Source organism: Flavobacterium sp. MFBS3-15 (assembly GCF_026107645.2).
Taxonomy (GTDB): domain Bacteria; phylum Bacteroidota; class Bacteroidia; order Flavobacteriales; family Flavobacteriaceae; genus Flavobacterium.
Map to the genome: position 1 here is coordinate 50,127 of NZ_JAPCHV010000011.1, position 17,546 is coordinate 67,672.

Sequence of the window (17,546 nt, forward strand, 5' to 3'; positions counted from 1 at the left end):
CTATCTTAAAGTTAACGTTTTGCACCTATTATGCTATCAAACCAATGCTTTTAGAATGTTCAATTGCCTCGCTGCTGTCTTTAAAATAACAGACTGCAACTCCCATGGACTCGATATTTTTGAGGGCCTTCAGTGCTTTACCCTTTTTATGCCTGCCCGTCTGCCGGATATATACAGCCTTTAAAGTAACGGGAAAAATCTTGCATACGGCCTCATAAAGGTAAGGATCATGTTGTGAGTCATCTCCTAGCAGGGTGTACTGCAGGTGTGGATAAAACTCAAGTATATGCTTTATCTTGTCGAATTTATGGTTGTGGTTGCCACGCCCGGTAACAAAAAAATCCATGAGGCTGGTTTTGATGTCTTTCAGCAAAAGGACACCGCGGGGCAACTCGTGCTTTTCGGTAAACTTGACAATGAAGCTGTACAGGTTCCATTCGCTGCTGGACACATAGAAAAATGCATTGGTCTCTTCTTTGGTATTTCGTCCGGCAGTACTCAGTGCCTGATAGTGCGGTACAACGTCATCGTATATTTTGCGCTTGTTGATGTTTTTCCATAAAAGGATATATAGCTTCTTAAAGGCATTTCGGGTATGCGAAACAAGGAAAGTATCATCTATGTCTGAAATGAAGCCCAAATTGCCCTCAAAAGGCCGGATGTAAGTACCTTTCTCCCTTATTTCTTCCCCATCATGGAAAATGCTTACATAATAGTCTGTCCATCCGTGGCTTAATTCCTTATTAAGGGGAATACAGAATTTAAAATAGCCATCGTCCAAAGCTTTCGTATGAATTTTCATCCCATTGTGGTCCAGGTATACATCGGCATTAGGTATTGTCTTGATGCGGAACATCCGGATAATTGATTTCGCATTCTTAAAACGTTTCTTCTCAAATTCATAGTTGCCTGCCGTATTTGGCCGGAAAATATGTCCAAAAACGATGAGTTCCTGCTCATTGGCATAGCCTCTGTAGAGTTTTAAAACTGGCTTCATGAAAATTTATAAGTTTGATAAGAGTTTACCGATTCCATTTCTTTAAATTTAATCAAAAATTCAGGATGGATGCCCTAAAGAAATGTTTATTGATTGTTAATCCCATTGCAGGTGGAAATGATAAGGCCGAAATAGTCAATGCATCACTAGAATATGCTGCAGGTGAAGGTATTAAGCTGATTGAATTTGAAACTACGGGAAAAGAGGATGAAAGTGCCATCCGTTCGCTGTATAAGGAGCATAAACCGGAGCGTATTCTTGTAGTGGGAGGCGATGGCACCATAAAAATGGTTGCTGAGGCAGTAGAGAATCTTAACGTAATAATTGGAGTGCTGCCTGCCGGATCGGCTAATGGACTTTCCGTGGATTTAGAGTTGCCCAGCGATATCCAGGAAACACTCAGGATCGCATTTCACGGTAATGTTATGGAAATGGATATGGTATGTATTAATGGCAAAAAAAGCCTGCACTTAAGTGATATTGGTGTAAATGCTGAATTGATACGCAATTATGAGGGAAGCAACATTCGGGGGAAGCTTGGCTACGCATTACAGGCTATCAACACACTTACAGGACTTGAACCGCCCTTTCATGCAAAGATACAGGCTAATGGTAAAACAATAGAAACCGAAGCGCGTATGGTGGTGATTGCCAATACGCAACGATACGGCACCGGGGTGACTATTAACCCTGTCGGGAAAATGGACGATGGCAAATTTGAGATCGTTATTCTAAAAAGCATGGATGTTTTCCTTATAGGCAAAATAATTACCGGCAACATACCTTTGGACAGCGAGGAAGATGTGGAAATTATCTCAACCGAAGAAGCGCTTATTACAACCAACGTTCCCGTATGTTTCCAGATTGACGGCGAATACTGCGGCGAGGAAGAGCGGCTGGAAATAAAAATGCTTCACAGGCAGATGAAGGTGGCGGTGCCGTAATTATGGTAAGTGTGTCAGACAGCTTTTTTGTAGAGACGGATTGCCCCCGTCTGGTTGCTGACATAGAATTATATTATGCAGGTAAAGCGTCTATCTTACGTTATTTAAACGGGCTTCGTTCTTTCCATTCCACTTTTGGGTCGAAGTACGGGAATAGTTTCGACATGAACGCGTTCAATAATGGGTTAGTGTGCTTTATCATGCCGTATACTTCCTCGGCTTTGGCTCCAACCGAACTCTTAATCTCCATGGCCGATCGGGCAAAAACAACTTGCTTAAATCCTTTTTTGATGGCATAGCTCACCATGTCGTACAGCATGTTCAGGTACAGCATTTTCTCCTTTTGGATAGCGTCATCGTAACCCAAAAAATAGGTGTCCATGTCAGGGCCGTTTTTGATGAGCGTGTTAAACCCTACCAGTTTGCCGTCAAGAAAGTACCCGTAGAATAGAAAATCATCTTTCAAATGTTCTTTAAAAGCTTCAAAGTGGTCTTTCGGCAAGTGGAAAGTATTGAAAGAGGCATTCCCGGCAACGGTAAGGTACAGCTCGTGGATGCGGTCCTGCTGCTCACGGATATTTTCTAAAGTCAGTTTCCGCTTTTCGATGCCCTCCGCTTTTTTGCGGGCGCGGTTGTACTGGGTGCGATATTTGGTATTCAGGTCGGCGAGGTAGTCCTCAATGCTGCCCCAATTTTCCTTTATGGAAAAGATCATATTAGGCTGTGTGCAGAACTGGTAATACCCCTTAAATCCTGCGGCTTTGAAATCGGGCAACTCTTCACGGTTGAAATCCTTTATGGCAAGCACGTGCATGTACACGCACTTTTTGCGATAGTCGCGGGCGATATGCTGCAGTGACCTCTGTAATAGGGATAACGCTGCTGTTTCAGGAATGGCATCAGTAAGCAGGTAGGCATTTTGTCCTGTCAGCGTATTGTTGCCGATGACCAGTATGTGTGAGGAGAATTGCCTGAAAATATAATCTTTCAGGCAGAAACTTTTCTTTTCCTCCACAAACGTATTTACACGGCTAAGATTGATGTATTGTACCAGGGCAATGCCGCAGAGTTTGCCATCCTTCAAGAGCCCAACGAAGTGGCACTCCATGTTTTCGGGAGCCGACTTTTCAAGTACGCACAGGTAATTGCGCTTAAGAAACGCATTTTCTTCGGCAATTGTATCCCATGTTGCGGGGAGTGCTGCCGCAGTACTAAAAATGGTAAAAGAAAAGTTTTGATCCAAAATTGTAGTTTCACAAAAGCCCCCAAAAATGCTGAAACCTCGGGGAGCCGTGTTGCTTTTACATAATGATATGTTTATTCCCATGCGCAAAGTATGCCGCCCATTATTGTCAGGCATACGATAAAGTATCCGGCGTTGATTAAAATGTATTTCCAGCTTTTGCCCTCAAATTGGGCATTGATTCCAATTGACGGCAGTATGATAAACAGCCCTGCCATAAACCCGTGCAGGGCACCATGCTTAAAGGTGCGGAAATTATGGGCGTAATCAGCCATGAAAGCGGTATATGAGGGTTTAACTTTTGCAAGGTCACCGCCGGTAAGCTGCAATGCACCTATCTGGTGGATAACGAGTGTAGGCAATATAAACGCCAGCATGAACGAAAAAATGAGTGTGAGCCCAAATACTTTGAGCATATTGGCTTTGCGTGCGCTTTCTTCTGTAATTCCTGTTTCGCGCATCCATATGGTACCGAAAACATTTTTATTATACCATATAAAGCCTATTGGCAGGGTTACAATTGTTGCCACCAGAATGGCCGGAAAATTCATCATGATTGCTTTGTTTTATGGTTTGTTACAACAAATTTATATTATTTGCTTTAAACCATTCGATTTTATAATGAATAATTATTTCCTGTATAGGTATTTCGCGAAATGCCACAATGTCCTGTTGGTTAAGTAGTTGCTGTTTCCTTCGTTGCTGTATGCCTCCCGCTCGAAACTGATGTTGCGGTAGGCGGATTTTGCATCTTTATACCGTAGACGATTGATAAGGTATTCTGTTACATACCAAAGGTAAAAAGGAAGGATGAGCAGTTCGACCTGTTGTCGGAGATGGATGCGCTCGTGGTTAATTAGCACTTTGTTTTCTTTCATCTTTTGGTCATGAACCAAAATGAAGGGGAACAGCGCCATAGCAGCGTAACCTTTCGGGATTAAATATTTGGTGGTGACGACGATCATTAATGTAAAGTTCTTAAATTTACACATGTGACAGGGTCAAATTTTGAATAATTTAATTAAAGGGGGAAATTATTGTTCTAGAATGATGTTTATTAATCCCGTCTTAAATAAGTTACTGAATTTTGGTAAAACGTTTGAAAAGATCTAACGTAACATAGGAAATGAATAAAGAAAAATTTATAGCACAAATTCTTTCTGGTCATACATGCGAGTATATTTATGAGAATGAATCAAATGAAACAACAGGCATGATAAAGGTATGGTTGCATGACAGTAATATTATTTTAACCCACGAGGAATGTCCGAAAGGGTCACAATATGATGAATCTTTATATATAAAAGATGAAGTACATAAATTTAGTTCTTTTGAGGAACTTGGCGATTTTTTTGATAAAAAAAGCATTGTTTATAATAAATTCAAATCGTACTTTGGGTTTTAAGAAAATCTCCTTTTTTGAGCACACCCGGGAATTTGTATAAATTAGTATAGTTACCTTAGATTTAAGCCAGCCATAAATCTAAAGTTCCTAAATTTGCGCGTATGACAGGGCAAAATTTTGGAAATAAATTAACCGAAGGCGAAGATTACTACCTAACCCCCGAAGGTTACAAAGTGTTTACCGAGGCCTACCACCTCAAACGCGGCTACTGCTGCAAAAGCGGGTGCCGCCATTGCCCTTACGGATTTGACAAACGAACAGGAACTAATAGAAAATAGTTTTCAGTCATAGTTGCAGTTTCAAGTTTATGTATGGCATGTCACTTCGAGCGCTGTCGAGAAGTACAATGCCCTTCGACTGCGCTCAGGGTGACACAAAATAACGACCAAACGACAAACAACAAATCATGACATTTCACGAACAAATACAGGAAGGCATCCCTTCCGTTCTGCCACAGCCTAAGCTTTACGAAGCGGACATCAACCACGCGCCCAAGCGCAAAGAGATACTTTCTGCCGAAGAAAAGAAACTCGCGCTCCGTAATGCGTTGCGTTACTTCGAGCCACAGCACCATGCCCAACTGGTAAAGGAATTCAGCCACGAACTGGAAACCTACGGACGCATTTATATGTACCGTCTACGCCCGGATTACAGGATGTACGCAAGGCCAATTTCCGAATATCCCGGAAAAAGCGAGCAGGCCAAAGCCATCATGCTCATGATCCAAAACAATCTGGACTATGCAGTGGCGCAACACCCACACGAACTTATAACCTACGGTGGCAACGGCGCGGTGTTCTCCAACTGGGCACAGTACCGTCTTACTATGAAATATCTGAGTGAAATGACCGATGAGCAAACATTGGTAATGTACTCCGGACACCCTATGGGGCTGTTCCCGTCACACAAGGATGCGCCAAGGGTAGTGGTGACCAACGGCATGATGATACCCAACTACTCAAAACCGGATGACTGGGAGAAATTTAACGCACTCGGTGTAACGCAGTACGGGCAGATGACCGCGGGAAGCTATATGTACATCGGGCCGCAGGGTATTGTGCACGGTACAACAATTACGGTACTAAATGGTGGCCGCAAAATATCCAAAAACGGCGAAGGGCTGGATGGCAAGGTGTTCGTAACCTCCGGACTTGGCGGGATGAGTGGCGCACAGCCCAAGGCGGGCAATATTGCGGGCTGCATTACCGTGTGTGCCGAGGTGAATCCCAAAGCCGTACACACGCGCCATTCGCAGGGATGGGTAGATGAAGTGGTAACCGACATCAACGAACTCGTAAAGCGCGTCCGTTCGGCGAAAGCCAATAAGGAAGTGGTGTCCATCGCCTACCAGGGCAACGTGGTGGACGTTTGGGAAGAATTCGACAAGCAAAATATTTATATCGACCTGGGTAGTGACCAGACTTCGCTACACAACCCGTGGGCGGGTGGCTACTATCCTGTGGGATTGTCTTTGGAGGAATCCAACACAATGATGGCCGAGAACCCGGAACTGTTTAAGGAAAAAGTACACGCATCGCTGCGCAGGCAGGCCGATGCCATCAACAGGCATACGGCTAAAGGAACCTATTTCTTCGATTACGGCAACGCCTTCCTTTTGGAAGCCTCCCGTGCCGGCGCTGATGTAATGGCGGCCAACGGCATCGACTTCAAATATCCGAGCTACGTGCAGGACATCATGGGTCCGATGTGCTTCGACTATGGGTTTGGGCCGTTCCGATGGGTATGCGCTTCCGGCAAGCCGGAAGACTTAGCAAAGACCGATGCTATTGCAGCAAATATTCTGGAAGAAATGGCCAAAACCGCACCTGATGAGATTAAGCAGCAAATGCAGGATAATATAAAATGGATACGCGGCGCGCAGGAAAACAGGTTGGTGGTAGGTTCGCAGGCGCGCATACTTTATGCCGATGCCGAAGGGCGCATCAACATTGCAAGGGCGTTCAATGAGGCCATTGCCAAAGGTGAAATAGGCCCGGTAGTATTGGGGCGTGACCACCACGACGTTTCAGGTACCGACTCGCCGTACCGCGAGACGTCCAACATTTACGACGGTTCGCGCTTTACAGCCGACATGGCGATACACAATGTTATTGGCGACAGCTTCCGTGGCGCTACGTGGGTGAGTATCCACAACGGCGGAGGCGTAGGCTGGGGTGAGGTTATCAATGGGGGCTTTGGTATGGTTCTTGATGGTTCATCAGATGCATCAAGGCGCTTGGAATCAATGCTTTTCTGGGATGTGAACAACGGTATTGCAAGGCGCAGTTGGGCGAGGAACGACGAGGCGATTTTCGCCATAAAACGTGCCATGGAAGCGCAGCCGCTGCTAAAAGTCACTCTCCCGAATAAAGTGGACGATACCTTACTCTAAACGGTATTCCTAAGGAAAGCGGGTTACGGCGTTACGATGCATTGCTATGAATCATTAACTCCTTTCAATCATGAAAACAGTAAAATTCCTATCGTTGCTATTTATTACCGCGATGACGGTATCGTGCAGCTCGGTGCGGGTTTCGTCGGATTATGACGAGGCCGTAAACTTCGATCAATACAAAACCTATGGCTTCTTGAAAGACGGGATCGATAAGGCTGAAATATCCGACCTCGACAAGAAACGGATCATGCGTGCCATTGAGACCGAAATGCAGGAAAAAGGCTTTACCAAAAGCGACAAGCCTGCATTGCTGGTAAATATCTTTACCAAAGCCAATAAGGAAGTAAACGTGAACCAATGGGGTGGCGGTTATTGGGGCTGGGGTCCCGGCTGGGGCTGGGGCGGACCCTGGGGCTGGGGCGGCAACTACAACTCAGTGAGCACCTCTACCGAAGGGACGCTTTTCATTGACCTTATTGACGCTTCCAAAAAGGAACTGATCTGGCAGGGTGTGGGTAAAGGCGTACTGACCTTTGAGCGCGACAAAAAGCAGGAGCGTATTAATGAGTTTGTAGAAGAAATCATTGCGCAGTTCCCGCCCGTACAAAAAAAGTAATCGTACTCTTATTTTTATTTTCAAGTCCGTTTTTTAACGGGCTTTTTTCATACATTTAGCGCAACCAATTGTTAATCCCCCAATAAATGCTATGAAAAAAACTTTACTATTGTTATTGCTCCTGTTTACGGGAATAATGCAGGCACAGATCGTGAATATCCCGGATGAAGATTTTAAGGACTATTTATTGTATCTGAGTGGCAGCCAAACTATCAATACTAATAATGATGGCGAAATACAAGTTTCTGAAGCATTAGCGGTACAACAGCTTACTATATATGATGAGGATGGCCTTTTTTCTTCTCTAGAGGGAATAGAAGCATTTAGTAACCTTAGCTCACTAAGTATAACATCTTCGGTTACAAATATTAATTTAAGTGGAATGTCCCAACTTGTAAATCTTTTTCTCGACTGTTCCAATCTTTCAGAATTAGACATGACCGGCCTGCAAAATCTGGGTCATTTAACAATATATAATGCACCAATTACTTCTTTGGATTTTTCGGGTTTGCCAAATCTCGTAGAAATTAGCCTCAGCTTGGATTCGATAACGTCTTTAATCATAGGTGATAATATCAATCTTTACGCTTTTGAAATTCATTCCAATTCTCTACAGGAGCTTGATTTAAGCAGTTGCCCAAATATTACTATGGTAGGTGTTACTTTAAATACCGAAAATCACCATGTTTTTATAAATCTTAAAAATGGTAACTCTTATTACGAACCGAACTCTTCGGCCCTTTATAATTATACTTTAGGTGAGGGCCAATATAAATTCTTCGTCTGCTTAGACGAAGGGGAAATGGAAAATATAGCGTATATTGATGCTAATGCAATAATTACTAATTACTGCACCTTCACACCCGGTGGCAATTACAATGTCATCACCGGCTCATTGCTTTTTGACAATGAAGCCGATGGCTGCGATACCAATGACACGGTTATCAGCAACATAAAACTTAACATCAATGACGGTACGGAAAGCGGCTCAACCATTAGCAGTACCGGCCTTTACAGCTTCTACACCCAGACAGGCACATTTACGGTAACCCCTGATTTTGAAAACGACCTCTTCACCATTACACCGCCATTCGCCGAGATAAATTTTATAGAAGTCGACAGCCTTGTCACTACGCAAAACTTCTGCCTTATGCCAAACGGCAACCATCCCGACCTCGATATCGTAATTGTGCCTTTCGGCGCACGTCCGGGCTTTGATGCCGATTATAAGATCATTTACAGAAATAAGGGTAACCAGACGCTTTCCGGCAATATCGTGTTTACCTACCAGGAGGATGAGCTGGACTTTGTATCGGCCAATCCTCTGCAGGATGCTTCAGCTTCAGGTTCGCTAACTTGGGATTATAACGATCTGGCACCCTTTCAGCAGCGCGAGATCTTTGTAACGTTAAACGTTAACGGGCCAATGGAGACCCCTCCTGTGAACATTGATGATAACCTGCAATTTACAGCAACCATAAATCCGGTAACAGGCGATGATACGCCATTGGATAATGTCTTTGGAATTAAGGAAACGGTGATTGGGTCCTTCGATCCTAATGATATTACATGTCTTGAAGGCCGGAGCGTAAGTCCTGACATGATAGGGGAGTACCTGCACTACAACATCAATTTTGAGAACACCGGTACGGCTCCGGCCACCTTCGTTGTTATAAAAAATGTCATAGACACATCTCAGTTCGATATAACCTCGTTCGGGATGCTGGGCGCTTCGCATCCTGTCAATGCTACCATCACAGGAAACAAAGTGGAGTTCTATTTTAATAATATCAATCTCGGGCCGCTGGGCAAGGGTAATGTGGTGTTCAGGATAAAAACGTTGAGTACACTGCAGGCAAATGATGACGTTACCCAGCAAGCCAATATCTATTTCGATTATAACTGGCCAATACAGACTAATGATGCTACAACGGTATTCGAGGTGCTGAACAGTGGGGAATTTGAAAGGGATTATACCATAAAGGTTTATCCAAACCCTTCTGATGGCATTGTGAATATTTCAGCCGCTTCGGAAATAAAGTCGTTTGAACTGTATGATGTACAGGGCAGGCTGCTACAGGCTGGCACCAATGCTTCGTTAGACACTTCAGGCCGGGCGGCCGGGATGTATTTTGTAAGGGTGTTTACGGAAGAAGGAATGAAGGTGGAGAAAGTTTTCAAAAAATGATTTTTATTGAAATATAATCATGAAGCCGCAAAACATTTTGCGGCTTCATGATTATGTGTAATAGATCTTGTTATCTATTTTATTTCCTCAAACTGTTTTAAAAATTCCGGATACCATTTATCAATTTTTTCATAGGGATATTTTGAGCGGATTTTTAAAAGGTTCTCTATAAATAATTTCATTTTCGGAAACCCCCTTTCAGTCATTAGGTCAGTAATATCTTTAATTACTTTATCCAATGTAGCCTGGTCATAATGATCTTTACAATAAAGCACGAATACACCATAAGTCATATATTCATTAAATACATTAACAGGTTTAGGATAGGCAAAAGTTCCTTCTGCGTCTTCATTTACCCATATTTTTCGTTCAGCAAAAATTTGATTGATAGTTTCTTTATTTGCTTCTGTCGGAGTGTCGACATAATTATGGTCAATTTCTGTAAACATTACCCTTGTATTCAATAATTCGTTTTCCTTCGGGGTAAGATTGGGGTAAAAATCAACAGGTGGAAGATTCATGTGAATTAATGAAAAATTATTATTGGTAAATTGCCCCGTATAGTTCAATCCGTTAATTAAGGGAGAGCATAGAATGATATAGCTGTCTCTTTTTGTTTCAAAATTATTTTCAAGCCATTTCCACTGCCTTCCCAGGTTAGCGTTTTTTTCGTAGTCTGAGATAATGCCTGAATAATACTCCTTGTGCTCAGAATAGAATTTTCTGAAATTTGATTTTTTCGCAAATTTTTCTATTTCGTCTTTATAGGTAGTAATGGGGTTTTTGTCGATTTTCATATTTGCCACTGCGGTAGCCGGAAAGATGAAGACTTTACTTTTTACAAGCTTATTCCCTTTGAAATTGTAAGAAATAGCATTCCCTGTAAGAAAAATATAATTGTAGGGAGAGGAAACCATTAACGAATCAAACGTCCTGATGATATTTTCATTTTCATAGGATTTAAAATGATTTAGTACATCCTGGTAATACTGTCCTTCCTGTTGCACCATATCATCATTCTCTTTTCCTGAATTTGTAATGGCAAGCATAATTTGAATCAATTCCTTAACTTCGTTGATTTCAATTTTATATTTCCCCAGGTTCTCTTTTTTATATTTCTCCGAAAATGTTACTCTTTCCTGTGCAAATGAACAGAATGAAACTAAAATTAATATGGTTGACAGTGTTTTTTTCTTCATGATGAAATTAATTCCGTATTATTTTATTGAGTTAAGATTAGTCAGCATTTAGGCTTACTTTAAAAGTTTGGCGGCTAAATTACAAAAGTCGGATGAAAATAATTATCAACCGGCATACTAAACAGGTTAATAGTTCAGTTCTATAAATACTGTTTATTACTGTTATTTCAATTATTACTTTGTTTCTGTTCTGTAGCCGTGGTGAAAACCACGGCTTTTTCATGTTGATTATTTTTTAACCGACAGTTTCGAATGAACGAAATTTAAATATAAACTTTACGTTTTATTGATATTAAATGAGAATTTCGTAATTTTACGAAGTTACTAATGAAGAAACTATGAGTGCACCCATTGAGAGCAATCCCTTAATCGACAGGCTTCCCAATCATTTGAGGCAATTTATAAAACCGCAGGATTACAGCGATTACACCCCCATCAACCAGGCAGTGTGGCGCTATGTTATGCGTAAGAATGTAGATTACCTCAGCAGGGTTGCGCACAGCTCTTACCTTGACGGATTGAAGAAGACGGGCATTGAAATTGACAACATCCCGAGCATGTACGGCATGAACAGGATATTGAAGGAGATAGGCTGGGCTGCCGTGGCTGTAGACGGGTTCATTCCGCCCAACGCGTTCATGGAATTCCAGGCATACAACGTACTGGTTATCGCATCGGACATACGCCAGCTGGAACACATAGAATATACACCCGCACCGGACATCATCCACGAGGGTGCAGGGCATGCACCAATAATTGCGAACCCTGAATATGCCGAGTATTTAAGGCGTTTTGGCGAAATTGGCTGTAAAGCCATCTCATCGTCGCACGATTATGAAATTTACGAGGCGATACGCCTGCTTTCCATACTAAAAGAAGCCGAGGGCACACCGCAGGAAGAGATCGATGCGATTGAAAAACGTGTTGACGAACTTCAGAACCAGGTGGTAGAACCATCCGAAATGGCACTCATCCGCAACCTGCACTGGTGGACGGTAGAGTACGGTCTCATTGGCACAGTTGAAGAGCCTAAAATATACGGCGCCGGATTGCTTTCCTCCATTGGAGAAAGCGCGTGGTGCATGACTGATAATGTAACAAAACTGCCGTACGATATTGAAGCTGCCTACCAGGGCTTCGACATTACCAAGCCGCAGCCGCAGCTTTTTGTTACGCCCGATTTTGCCTTCCTGAGCCAGGTGCTCGAGGAGTTCGCCAACAAAATGGCATTGCGCACCGGGGGACTTTCGGGAGTGCAGAAGCTTATCAAATCGAAAGCGCTCGGTACAATAGAACTGAGCACGGGCATACAGGTTTCAGGTATATTTACCAATGTAATAGAAAATGACGGCAAGCCCGTTTATATACAAACGACCGGCAAAACGGCTCTTTCCTACCGTGAGAAAGAATTGGTAGGGCATGGCGTAGATTACCATTCCGAAGGGTTTGGAAGCCCGATAGGCAAACTGGTAGGCATCAACCTCGCTATTGAGGATATGAGCCCGCGCGACCTGAAAGCATACGATATTTACGAAGGACTCCGCGTAACCCTTGAATTTGAAGGCGACATACAAGTGAGTGGAGAAATCATTACCGGCACGCGAAACATCCAGGGCAAGATCATCATCATCAGTTTCAAAGATTGTACCGTGACCCACGGCGATACCGTGCTGTTCCAGCCGGAGTGGGGCATTTATGACATGGCAGTTGGCAAAAAAGTAGTTTCGGCCTATTCAGGCCCTGCTGATGTAAACAGCTTTGACCTGGTAACACACGTGCCGTCGAGCAAAACTATCAAGGCTAAAAAATCACCGGAACGCGAAGAGCTGGAAGGCTTATACCAAAATATCCGCAGTATCAGGGAAGGCAATGAGCAAACGCTCAACATTGCAGATACTTTCGCTAAAGTGAAGGAAAGACACCCGAACGACTGGCTGCTGTCTGTAGAGATCGCCGAGCTGCTCAACGCTGACGATGCCGAAGGCCTGCTCCCGGAAGTGATGGCGCACCTCGATGAAGTTAAAAAGAAACGCCCCGAAGTCGCCCATCTTATTGATGGCGGCCTCGACCTCATATTTGAAAAAGAAAAAGCGGTTTAGTTTTCCCTGCGTTCGTATCAATGCGAGCGTAGCTTACGGAGCGCGGCAATCTTTCCTTGTCTGAGTACAACCGGAGGGAAGATTTCTTCGTCGTTCCTCCCGGCAATGAAACAAACTTAAAAAATCCCATCATTCAATCGTTGGTTATCCACCTGCTGGCCATTATATTTAAGCGTCCAGCCCATGGTATTGGTCAATATAAGTATCTTGCCCAATTCACTAATCAGGCGGTTTTGGGCGTTGCTCTTCAGTGATGATTTTTCAATCTTTTTGGCAAGGCTTTCTCTTACCTGTTTATTGATCTTGTTGTAATCTTCCCCTCCAAACTCGTTGAAGCCATTCTGCTCGATGTCATAGTACTTCAAGTCCGGATTTATCTTAATTTCTTCTTTAGGTATATTGAGTATGGTGATGGTTTTATTAGTCTCATCAATGTCGTATTTTATCTGGCTCAGGTCATAGCCCACAGTTACCTCCGCATTCACAATTACGATGGCTTTCTTCTCGGCATCAAAAATATTTAAAAAACCTTTCTTGGTGTTTTTGTAGGTGATCACCTCACTGAAATGCCCTTCGGTCACTACCAGCTTGCCCACATTGCGTATCTGCTCCTGTATCAGGGCGCTTTCTTCGATTATGGTCGTGCCGTTGTCATCCTTAAACCCGCAATATTTGAACAGCAGTATAATGACCCCGACTGCAATGATGCCCAGCAATGCCTTTTTTACCATCTTTTTGTTTTAAAGTTAGTAAGAATTATAAGGCAGGAATGTTATAGGAGTTATAATTAACGGGAAATTGAGAATCATTTCTTACCGGGCTGTCATTGCGAGCGGAGGATTGGAGCGCGGCAATCTTTCCTTTTTAGGGTGTGATCTGTAAAGATCGCTTCGTTTCTCGCAATGACTGCCCTAATGAGTATGTGGCAATCAAATCAGGTTATTGCTCTTCGCTTTTTGTACGGCCTCAATCTTAGAGTGTACCTGCAGTTTCTTGTAAATGTTCTCAATATGCTTGCGTACCGTGCTGGGGGAGAGGAACAGGTTGTCGGCAATGATGGTATAGCTGAGTCCCTTGCTCAATTGCTCCAGGACATCTATTTCACGCTGGCTGAGCTTTACGTCATCCATTTCCCCAATGTTCTCCATGTCGAAGGGGTTACGCAGCAGCTTCAGTGTTTTCATGGCAATGGAAGGGTTCATCGCAGCGCCGCCCTTCAGCGTATCAACAATACCGTCGTACAGGTCGCGCGCCTCAACATCTTTGAGCAAATAGCCATCCGCACCGGCCTTTATCGATTTAAAGATGTTCTCGTCGTTGTCAAAAACCGTAAGCATAATCACTTTTATCTGGGGATATCGCTGCTTGAGCTGGGTAGTGGCCTCAATGCCATTAAGAACAGGCATCTCAATATCCATCAGCACTACGTCTATCTTATGGCTGTCGCCGAGTTTCTTCAGCAATTCCTCGCCATTCAGGGCATGGAAACGCACATCGGCATTGGCAAAAAAAGACAGCTTCTCCGCCACCGAACGCAGCAGGAAGGTGTTGTCGTCCGCGATCGCGATGCGTATTTTTTGTTCCATGGGCATTTTATGAAAGGTAAATGTAGCGCATCGGCAGGATAAATCACATACGCCAGTTGCCTTATTTCACGTGTATGATAATCTCTGTCCCATCATCCGGTGCAGTGACCATGGCCAGTTCGCCGCCAATTTCGACTACACGCTTTTTGATGTTCGCCAGCCCGTTGCCGGGGTTGATGTTATTAGCGTCAAAACCATTGCCGTTGTCTTTTATGCAGATGGTATAGCCGCTTTGCGATTTCGAAATGTCCACATTGATCATCGTGGCGTCAGAGTGCTTCAGTGCGTTGTTGATGCCCTCCTGGATCACGCGGTACAGGTTGATGCCTTTAAGCGACGAAAAGGACGTGCTGTCGGCAATGCTGCTGTCGGTAGTGAAGTCAAACTGTATGCCTTTGGATGCTGTTTTGGCTTTTTCGATGAAGTTGCTGATGCGTGTACGCAGGTCCAGCAGCGAAATCTCGTCCTTGTTCATTGCCCAAATGGTGTCGCGCAGTTCGGTAATGGTATCTTTGGTAAAGGTGTGTATTCCCGAAAGCCGCCCCTGCAACCCGGTGGGTATCTCGAAACCATACTTCAGGTTGTCGAGCGACGATATGATGAAGGTAAGTTGAGAGCCGATGTTGTCGTGAAGGTCGCGTGATATTTCCAGCCGCTGCTGCTGCAACTGGTTCTGTGTTTCAATGAGCCGTAGCGCTTCTTTCAGTTCGGCTTCTTTCTCAAGTCGCATGTTCTTGAGTTTTTGCCTGCTGTAGAAAATGAAAACGGTAAGCGTAACAATGATGGCCAGTGCTGTAATCCCAAGGATCGTCAGGTGCTGCCGGTCCATCTTTATCTGGTTTTCAGCAATGAGCTTACCCCTTCGCCCGGATTCGGCTTCGGTTTTCAGGAGTTTCAGGCGGTCTTCGGCCAGTTGTTTTTCTCTCTGTCCGGTTTTGGCTTTAGCATCAGCCAGTTCCGCTTTCTTTTGGGCAATTAGCTTTTCATTCTCCTGCATTTCAGTTTCGGCCAGTAACAGCTTTATATTGTTTTCAGCTATCAGCTTTTCTTTTTTTTCATTTTGGTACCTTGCCTCAAGTTCGGCCATGCGGGCAAAGTTCTCCCGGTTCAGCAGGGTGTCGCGCATATTGGTCGACTTTACAAAATTGCTGTATGCTCCCGGAATATTGTTACTGGCTTCCTGCACTGTTGCCAGTAGCATGAGGTGATCGGCCAGTTCTTTTTTGGCTCCTATCCTGTGTGCGATTTCGGTGGCTATAGTGGCGTGCTTTTCGGCATCGGCATACTTTTCCTGTGCCAGGTAAATCTTTGCCAATATACCGTTGCTCAATATCAATCCCAGTTGGTCGTTCACCTTTTGCCGTATGGCAATGGCTTTGGTCACAGTTTCTATAGCCAATTTGTAATTGCCCTCTTTGAAGTAAATTTCAGAGAGGTTATTGTAGGCAATACCCACTCCCTTGTCGTCGCGTACCTGTTCCTTTATTGGGATAACTTTGTTGTATATGGCAATGGCCTTGTCAAAGTCCTGCAGGTGCTTGGAGTAAATGGCGCCTTGGTTCATGAGCGCACCCGATTCGCCGCGCGGATTTCCCGAGAGGCCGTGGTACTTTTCAGCCAGCCTGAAGTTTTCCAGCGCATCCATATAGCGTTTTTGAGAGTCGTTTATCAGGCCCATGTTCTGGTAGGCGTTGGCAAGCACCGAGAATAGTTTGTGTTCCTCGGCCTCCTTTATCACCTCCAGCAACATACCGTGGGCTTTCTCCACATCGCCGAGGTAAAACCAGGTTATGGCAATGTTGTTCTCGGTCTGCCCGTAGCCCGTGCGGTCTTTTCTTTTACAGTAAATGTTAGAGGCATTGGTAAACGCGTTTATGGCAGGCTTGTACTCGCCCAGGTTGCGGTGGCAAAGCCCGAGAATGTTCGATGCCGTAGCCTCCACCTGCGGGCATTTCGCCAGTTTTGCCAGGCGAACGCTTTCCTGCGCGTGTGTTTTGCCGAGGGAAGGGTTGCTGTAGGTATTGTCGCGGGCAATGACATATTCGTTTACCGCTTTTATAGAATCGGTGCGGCGGTCCTGTGCATGGGTATTTTGCCCCGCGAAGAAAATGATGGAGACCAGTATTATGCAGTATATTTTGTGCATGTGCAGCGGTTTGCATAAAGATACTAAAATAGTTATTGCCCCGCCATTCCGGAACTATCACATTCCGGAACCGTGCGGGGCGCAACTAAAAAAATACCTGTCGTCAATATTATTGGAAGTTGGCCCTGAACGAACCATCGGTAACCTCAACCATTTCGGTGCTGCCTTCCTGTACACGCCTGCCGTCAAAATGGAAGGTGCCTTCTACCTTTTCATCATCCACAAGGGTAATTTCAACTTCACCCATAGCGCCTCCGCCCGCCGCAGACGAGTAAAAGGTTTGTGTTGTGGCCATTCCATACTGAGCAAAGCCATTGGTCATATCGGTCACGTTGTAAGTGCCCTCGCCGTTAAAGTTCATGATCATCAGCTGGATCACTTTGCCATTGTTGTCGCTGCCCTGCACCATAAGGGTAGATGCATTCGGGTGGGATGCAGCCGTAGCGTCAAACGATGTGCTGGACCTGAAGTTCTGGCCGTCTACTTTTGCTTTAACATACTCGCCTGACGGAGTACCTCCTCCGGAACTGTCGTCATCACTGCAGGAAGTTAACGATAGCGTAAGCCCCATGAACAATACAAACTGAATTTTAGTAATTGTTTTCATAGTAATCAGAAGTTTAAATTAGTTAACCAAAATTCTGATTTACTACTAAGGCAATCAATAAGGCAAATGGCTTATTTTTAAATTCCAAAATGCAAATCTCAAATTCCAAAAAGCTTCAAAG

16 protein-coding genes are annotated in these 17,546 nt (G+C 44.2%); 7 read left to right on the plus strand and 9 right to left on the minus strand.

Annotation, left to right across the window (positions count from 1 at the left end):
- Positions 1–28: 28 nt before the first annotated feature.
- Complete coding sequence (locus tag OGH69_RS11035; RefSeq protein ID WP_265174528.1) at positions 29–997, minus strand: App1 family protein; 969 nt, start codon at positions 995–997, stop codon at positions 29–31.
- 65 nt (positions 998–1,062) lie between these two features.
- Between OGH69_RS11035 and OGH69_RS11040 the strand changes: the two genes are divergently transcribed.
- On the plus strand, positions 1,063–1,941 hold the full coding sequence (locus OGH69_RS11040; protein ID WP_265174529.1) for a diacylglycerol/lipid kinase family protein: 879 nt from the start codon (positions 1,063–1,065) through the stop codon (positions 1,939–1,941).
- A 100-nt stretch (positions 1,942–2,041) separates the two neighbouring features.
- Here the strand turns inward: OGH69_RS11040 and OGH69_RS11045 are convergent, their stop codons facing one another.
- The 3 genes from OGH69_RS11045 to OGH69_RS11055 all read right to left on the minus strand — a co-directional run bounded on the left by OGH69_RS11045 (position 2,042) and on the right by OGH69_RS11055 (position 4,149).
- Entirely contained in the window at positions 2,042–3,184 is a 1,143-nt protein-coding gene (locus tag OGH69_RS11045; RefSeq protein WP_265174530.1) for a GNAT family N-acetyltransferase, read from the minus strand.
- Between the two features lie 74 nt (positions 3,185–3,258).
- On the minus strand, positions 3,259–3,738 hold the full coding sequence (locus OGH69_RS11050; RefSeq protein WP_306354382.1) for a DUF1761 domain-containing protein: 480 nt from the start codon (positions 3,736–3,738) through the stop codon (positions 3,259–3,261).
- Positions 3,739–3,813: 75 nt separating this feature from the next.
- Positions 3,814–4,149 carry a hypothetical protein gene (locus tag OGH69_RS11055; RefSeq protein ID WP_372339337.1) on the minus strand — a complete coding sequence of 112 codons (336 nt, stop codon included), beginning with the start codon at positions 4,147–4,149 and terminating at the stop codon, positions 3,814–3,816.
- A 161-nt stretch (positions 4,150–4,310) separates the two neighbouring features.
- Between OGH69_RS11055 and OGH69_RS11060 the strand changes: the two genes are divergently transcribed.
- From OGH69_RS11060 to OGH69_RS11080, 5 genes are all read left to right on the plus strand, one after another.
- Positions 4,311–4,589 (plus strand): hypothetical protein, encoded by a 279-nt coding sequence (locus OGH69_RS11060; RefSeq protein ID WP_265174531.1) that lies wholly within the window; start codon positions 4,311–4,313, stop codon positions 4,587–4,589.
- A gap of 101 nt (positions 4,590–4,690) precedes the next feature.
- The gene (locus OGH69_RS11065; RefSeq protein WP_265174532.1) at positions 4,691–4,867 is read left to right on the plus strand and encodes a C1orf53 family protein; all 177 of its coding nucleotides are present in this window, start codon (positions 4,691–4,693) and stop codon (positions 4,865–4,867) included.
- Positions 4,868–4,995: 128 nt separating this feature from the next.
- On the plus strand, positions 4,996–6,981 hold the full coding sequence (locus OGH69_RS11070; RefSeq protein WP_265174533.1) for a urocanate hydratase: 1,986 nt from the start codon (positions 4,996–4,998) through the stop codon (positions 6,979–6,981).
- Positions 6,982–7,051: 70 nt separating this feature from the next.
- Complete coding sequence (locus tag OGH69_RS11075) at positions 7,052–7,600, plus strand: DUF4136 domain-containing protein (protein WP_265174534.1); 549 nt, start codon at positions 7,052–7,054, stop codon at positions 7,598–7,600.
- A 91-nt stretch (positions 7,601–7,691) separates the two neighbouring features.
- Positions 7,692–9,788: a T9SS type A sorting domain-containing protein gene (locus OGH69_RS11080; protein ID WP_265174535.1), complete on the plus strand. Its 2,097-nt coding sequence runs from the start codon at positions 7,692–7,694 to the stop codon at positions 9,786–9,788.
- A 74-nt stretch (positions 9,789–9,862) separates the two neighbouring features.
- On the opposite strand, the gene OGH69_RS11085 is transcribed toward OGH69_RS11080, so the two are convergent.
- Entirely contained in the window at positions 9,863–10,987 is a 1,125-nt protein-coding gene (locus tag OGH69_RS11085; RefSeq protein ID WP_265174536.1) for a DUF4932 domain-containing protein, read from the minus strand.
- 338 nt (positions 10,988–11,325) lie between these two features.
- On the opposite strand from OGH69_RS11085, the gene OGH69_RS11090 reads away from it, so the two are divergent.
- Positions 11,326–13,086 (plus strand): aromatic amino acid hydroxylase, encoded by a 1,761-nt coding sequence (locus tag OGH69_RS11090; RefSeq protein WP_265174537.1) that lies wholly within the window; start codon positions 11,326–11,328, stop codon positions 13,084–13,086.
- A gap of 116 nt (positions 13,087–13,202) precedes the next feature.
- Here OGH69_RS11090 and OGH69_RS11095 read toward each other — a convergent pair whose 3' ends face one another.
- The 4 genes from OGH69_RS11095 to OGH69_RS11110 form a co-directional block, all read right to left on the minus strand.
- On the minus strand, positions 13,203–13,817 hold the full coding sequence (locus tag OGH69_RS11095; RefSeq protein WP_265174538.1) for a DUF4230 domain-containing protein: 615 nt from the start codon (positions 13,815–13,817) through the stop codon (positions 13,203–13,205).
- Positions 13,818–14,015: 198 nt separating this feature from the next.
- A complete protein-coding gene (locus OGH69_RS11100) occupies positions 14,016–14,672 on the minus strand; it encodes a response regulator (protein WP_265174539.1) in 657 nt (218 codons plus the stop codon).
- 61 nt (positions 14,673–14,733) lie between these two features.
- Positions 14,734–16,818 (minus strand): tetratricopeptide repeat-containing sensor histidine kinase, encoded by a 2,085-nt coding sequence (locus OGH69_RS11105; protein ID WP_265174540.1) that lies wholly within the window; start codon positions 16,816–16,818, stop codon positions 14,734–14,736.
- Between the two features lie 109 nt (positions 16,819–16,927).
- Complete coding sequence (locus tag OGH69_RS11110) at positions 16,928–17,425, minus strand: DUF6252 domain-containing protein (protein ID WP_265174541.1); 498 nt, start codon at positions 17,423–17,425, stop codon at positions 16,928–16,930.
- Positions 17,426–17,546: the final 121 nt, after the last annotated feature.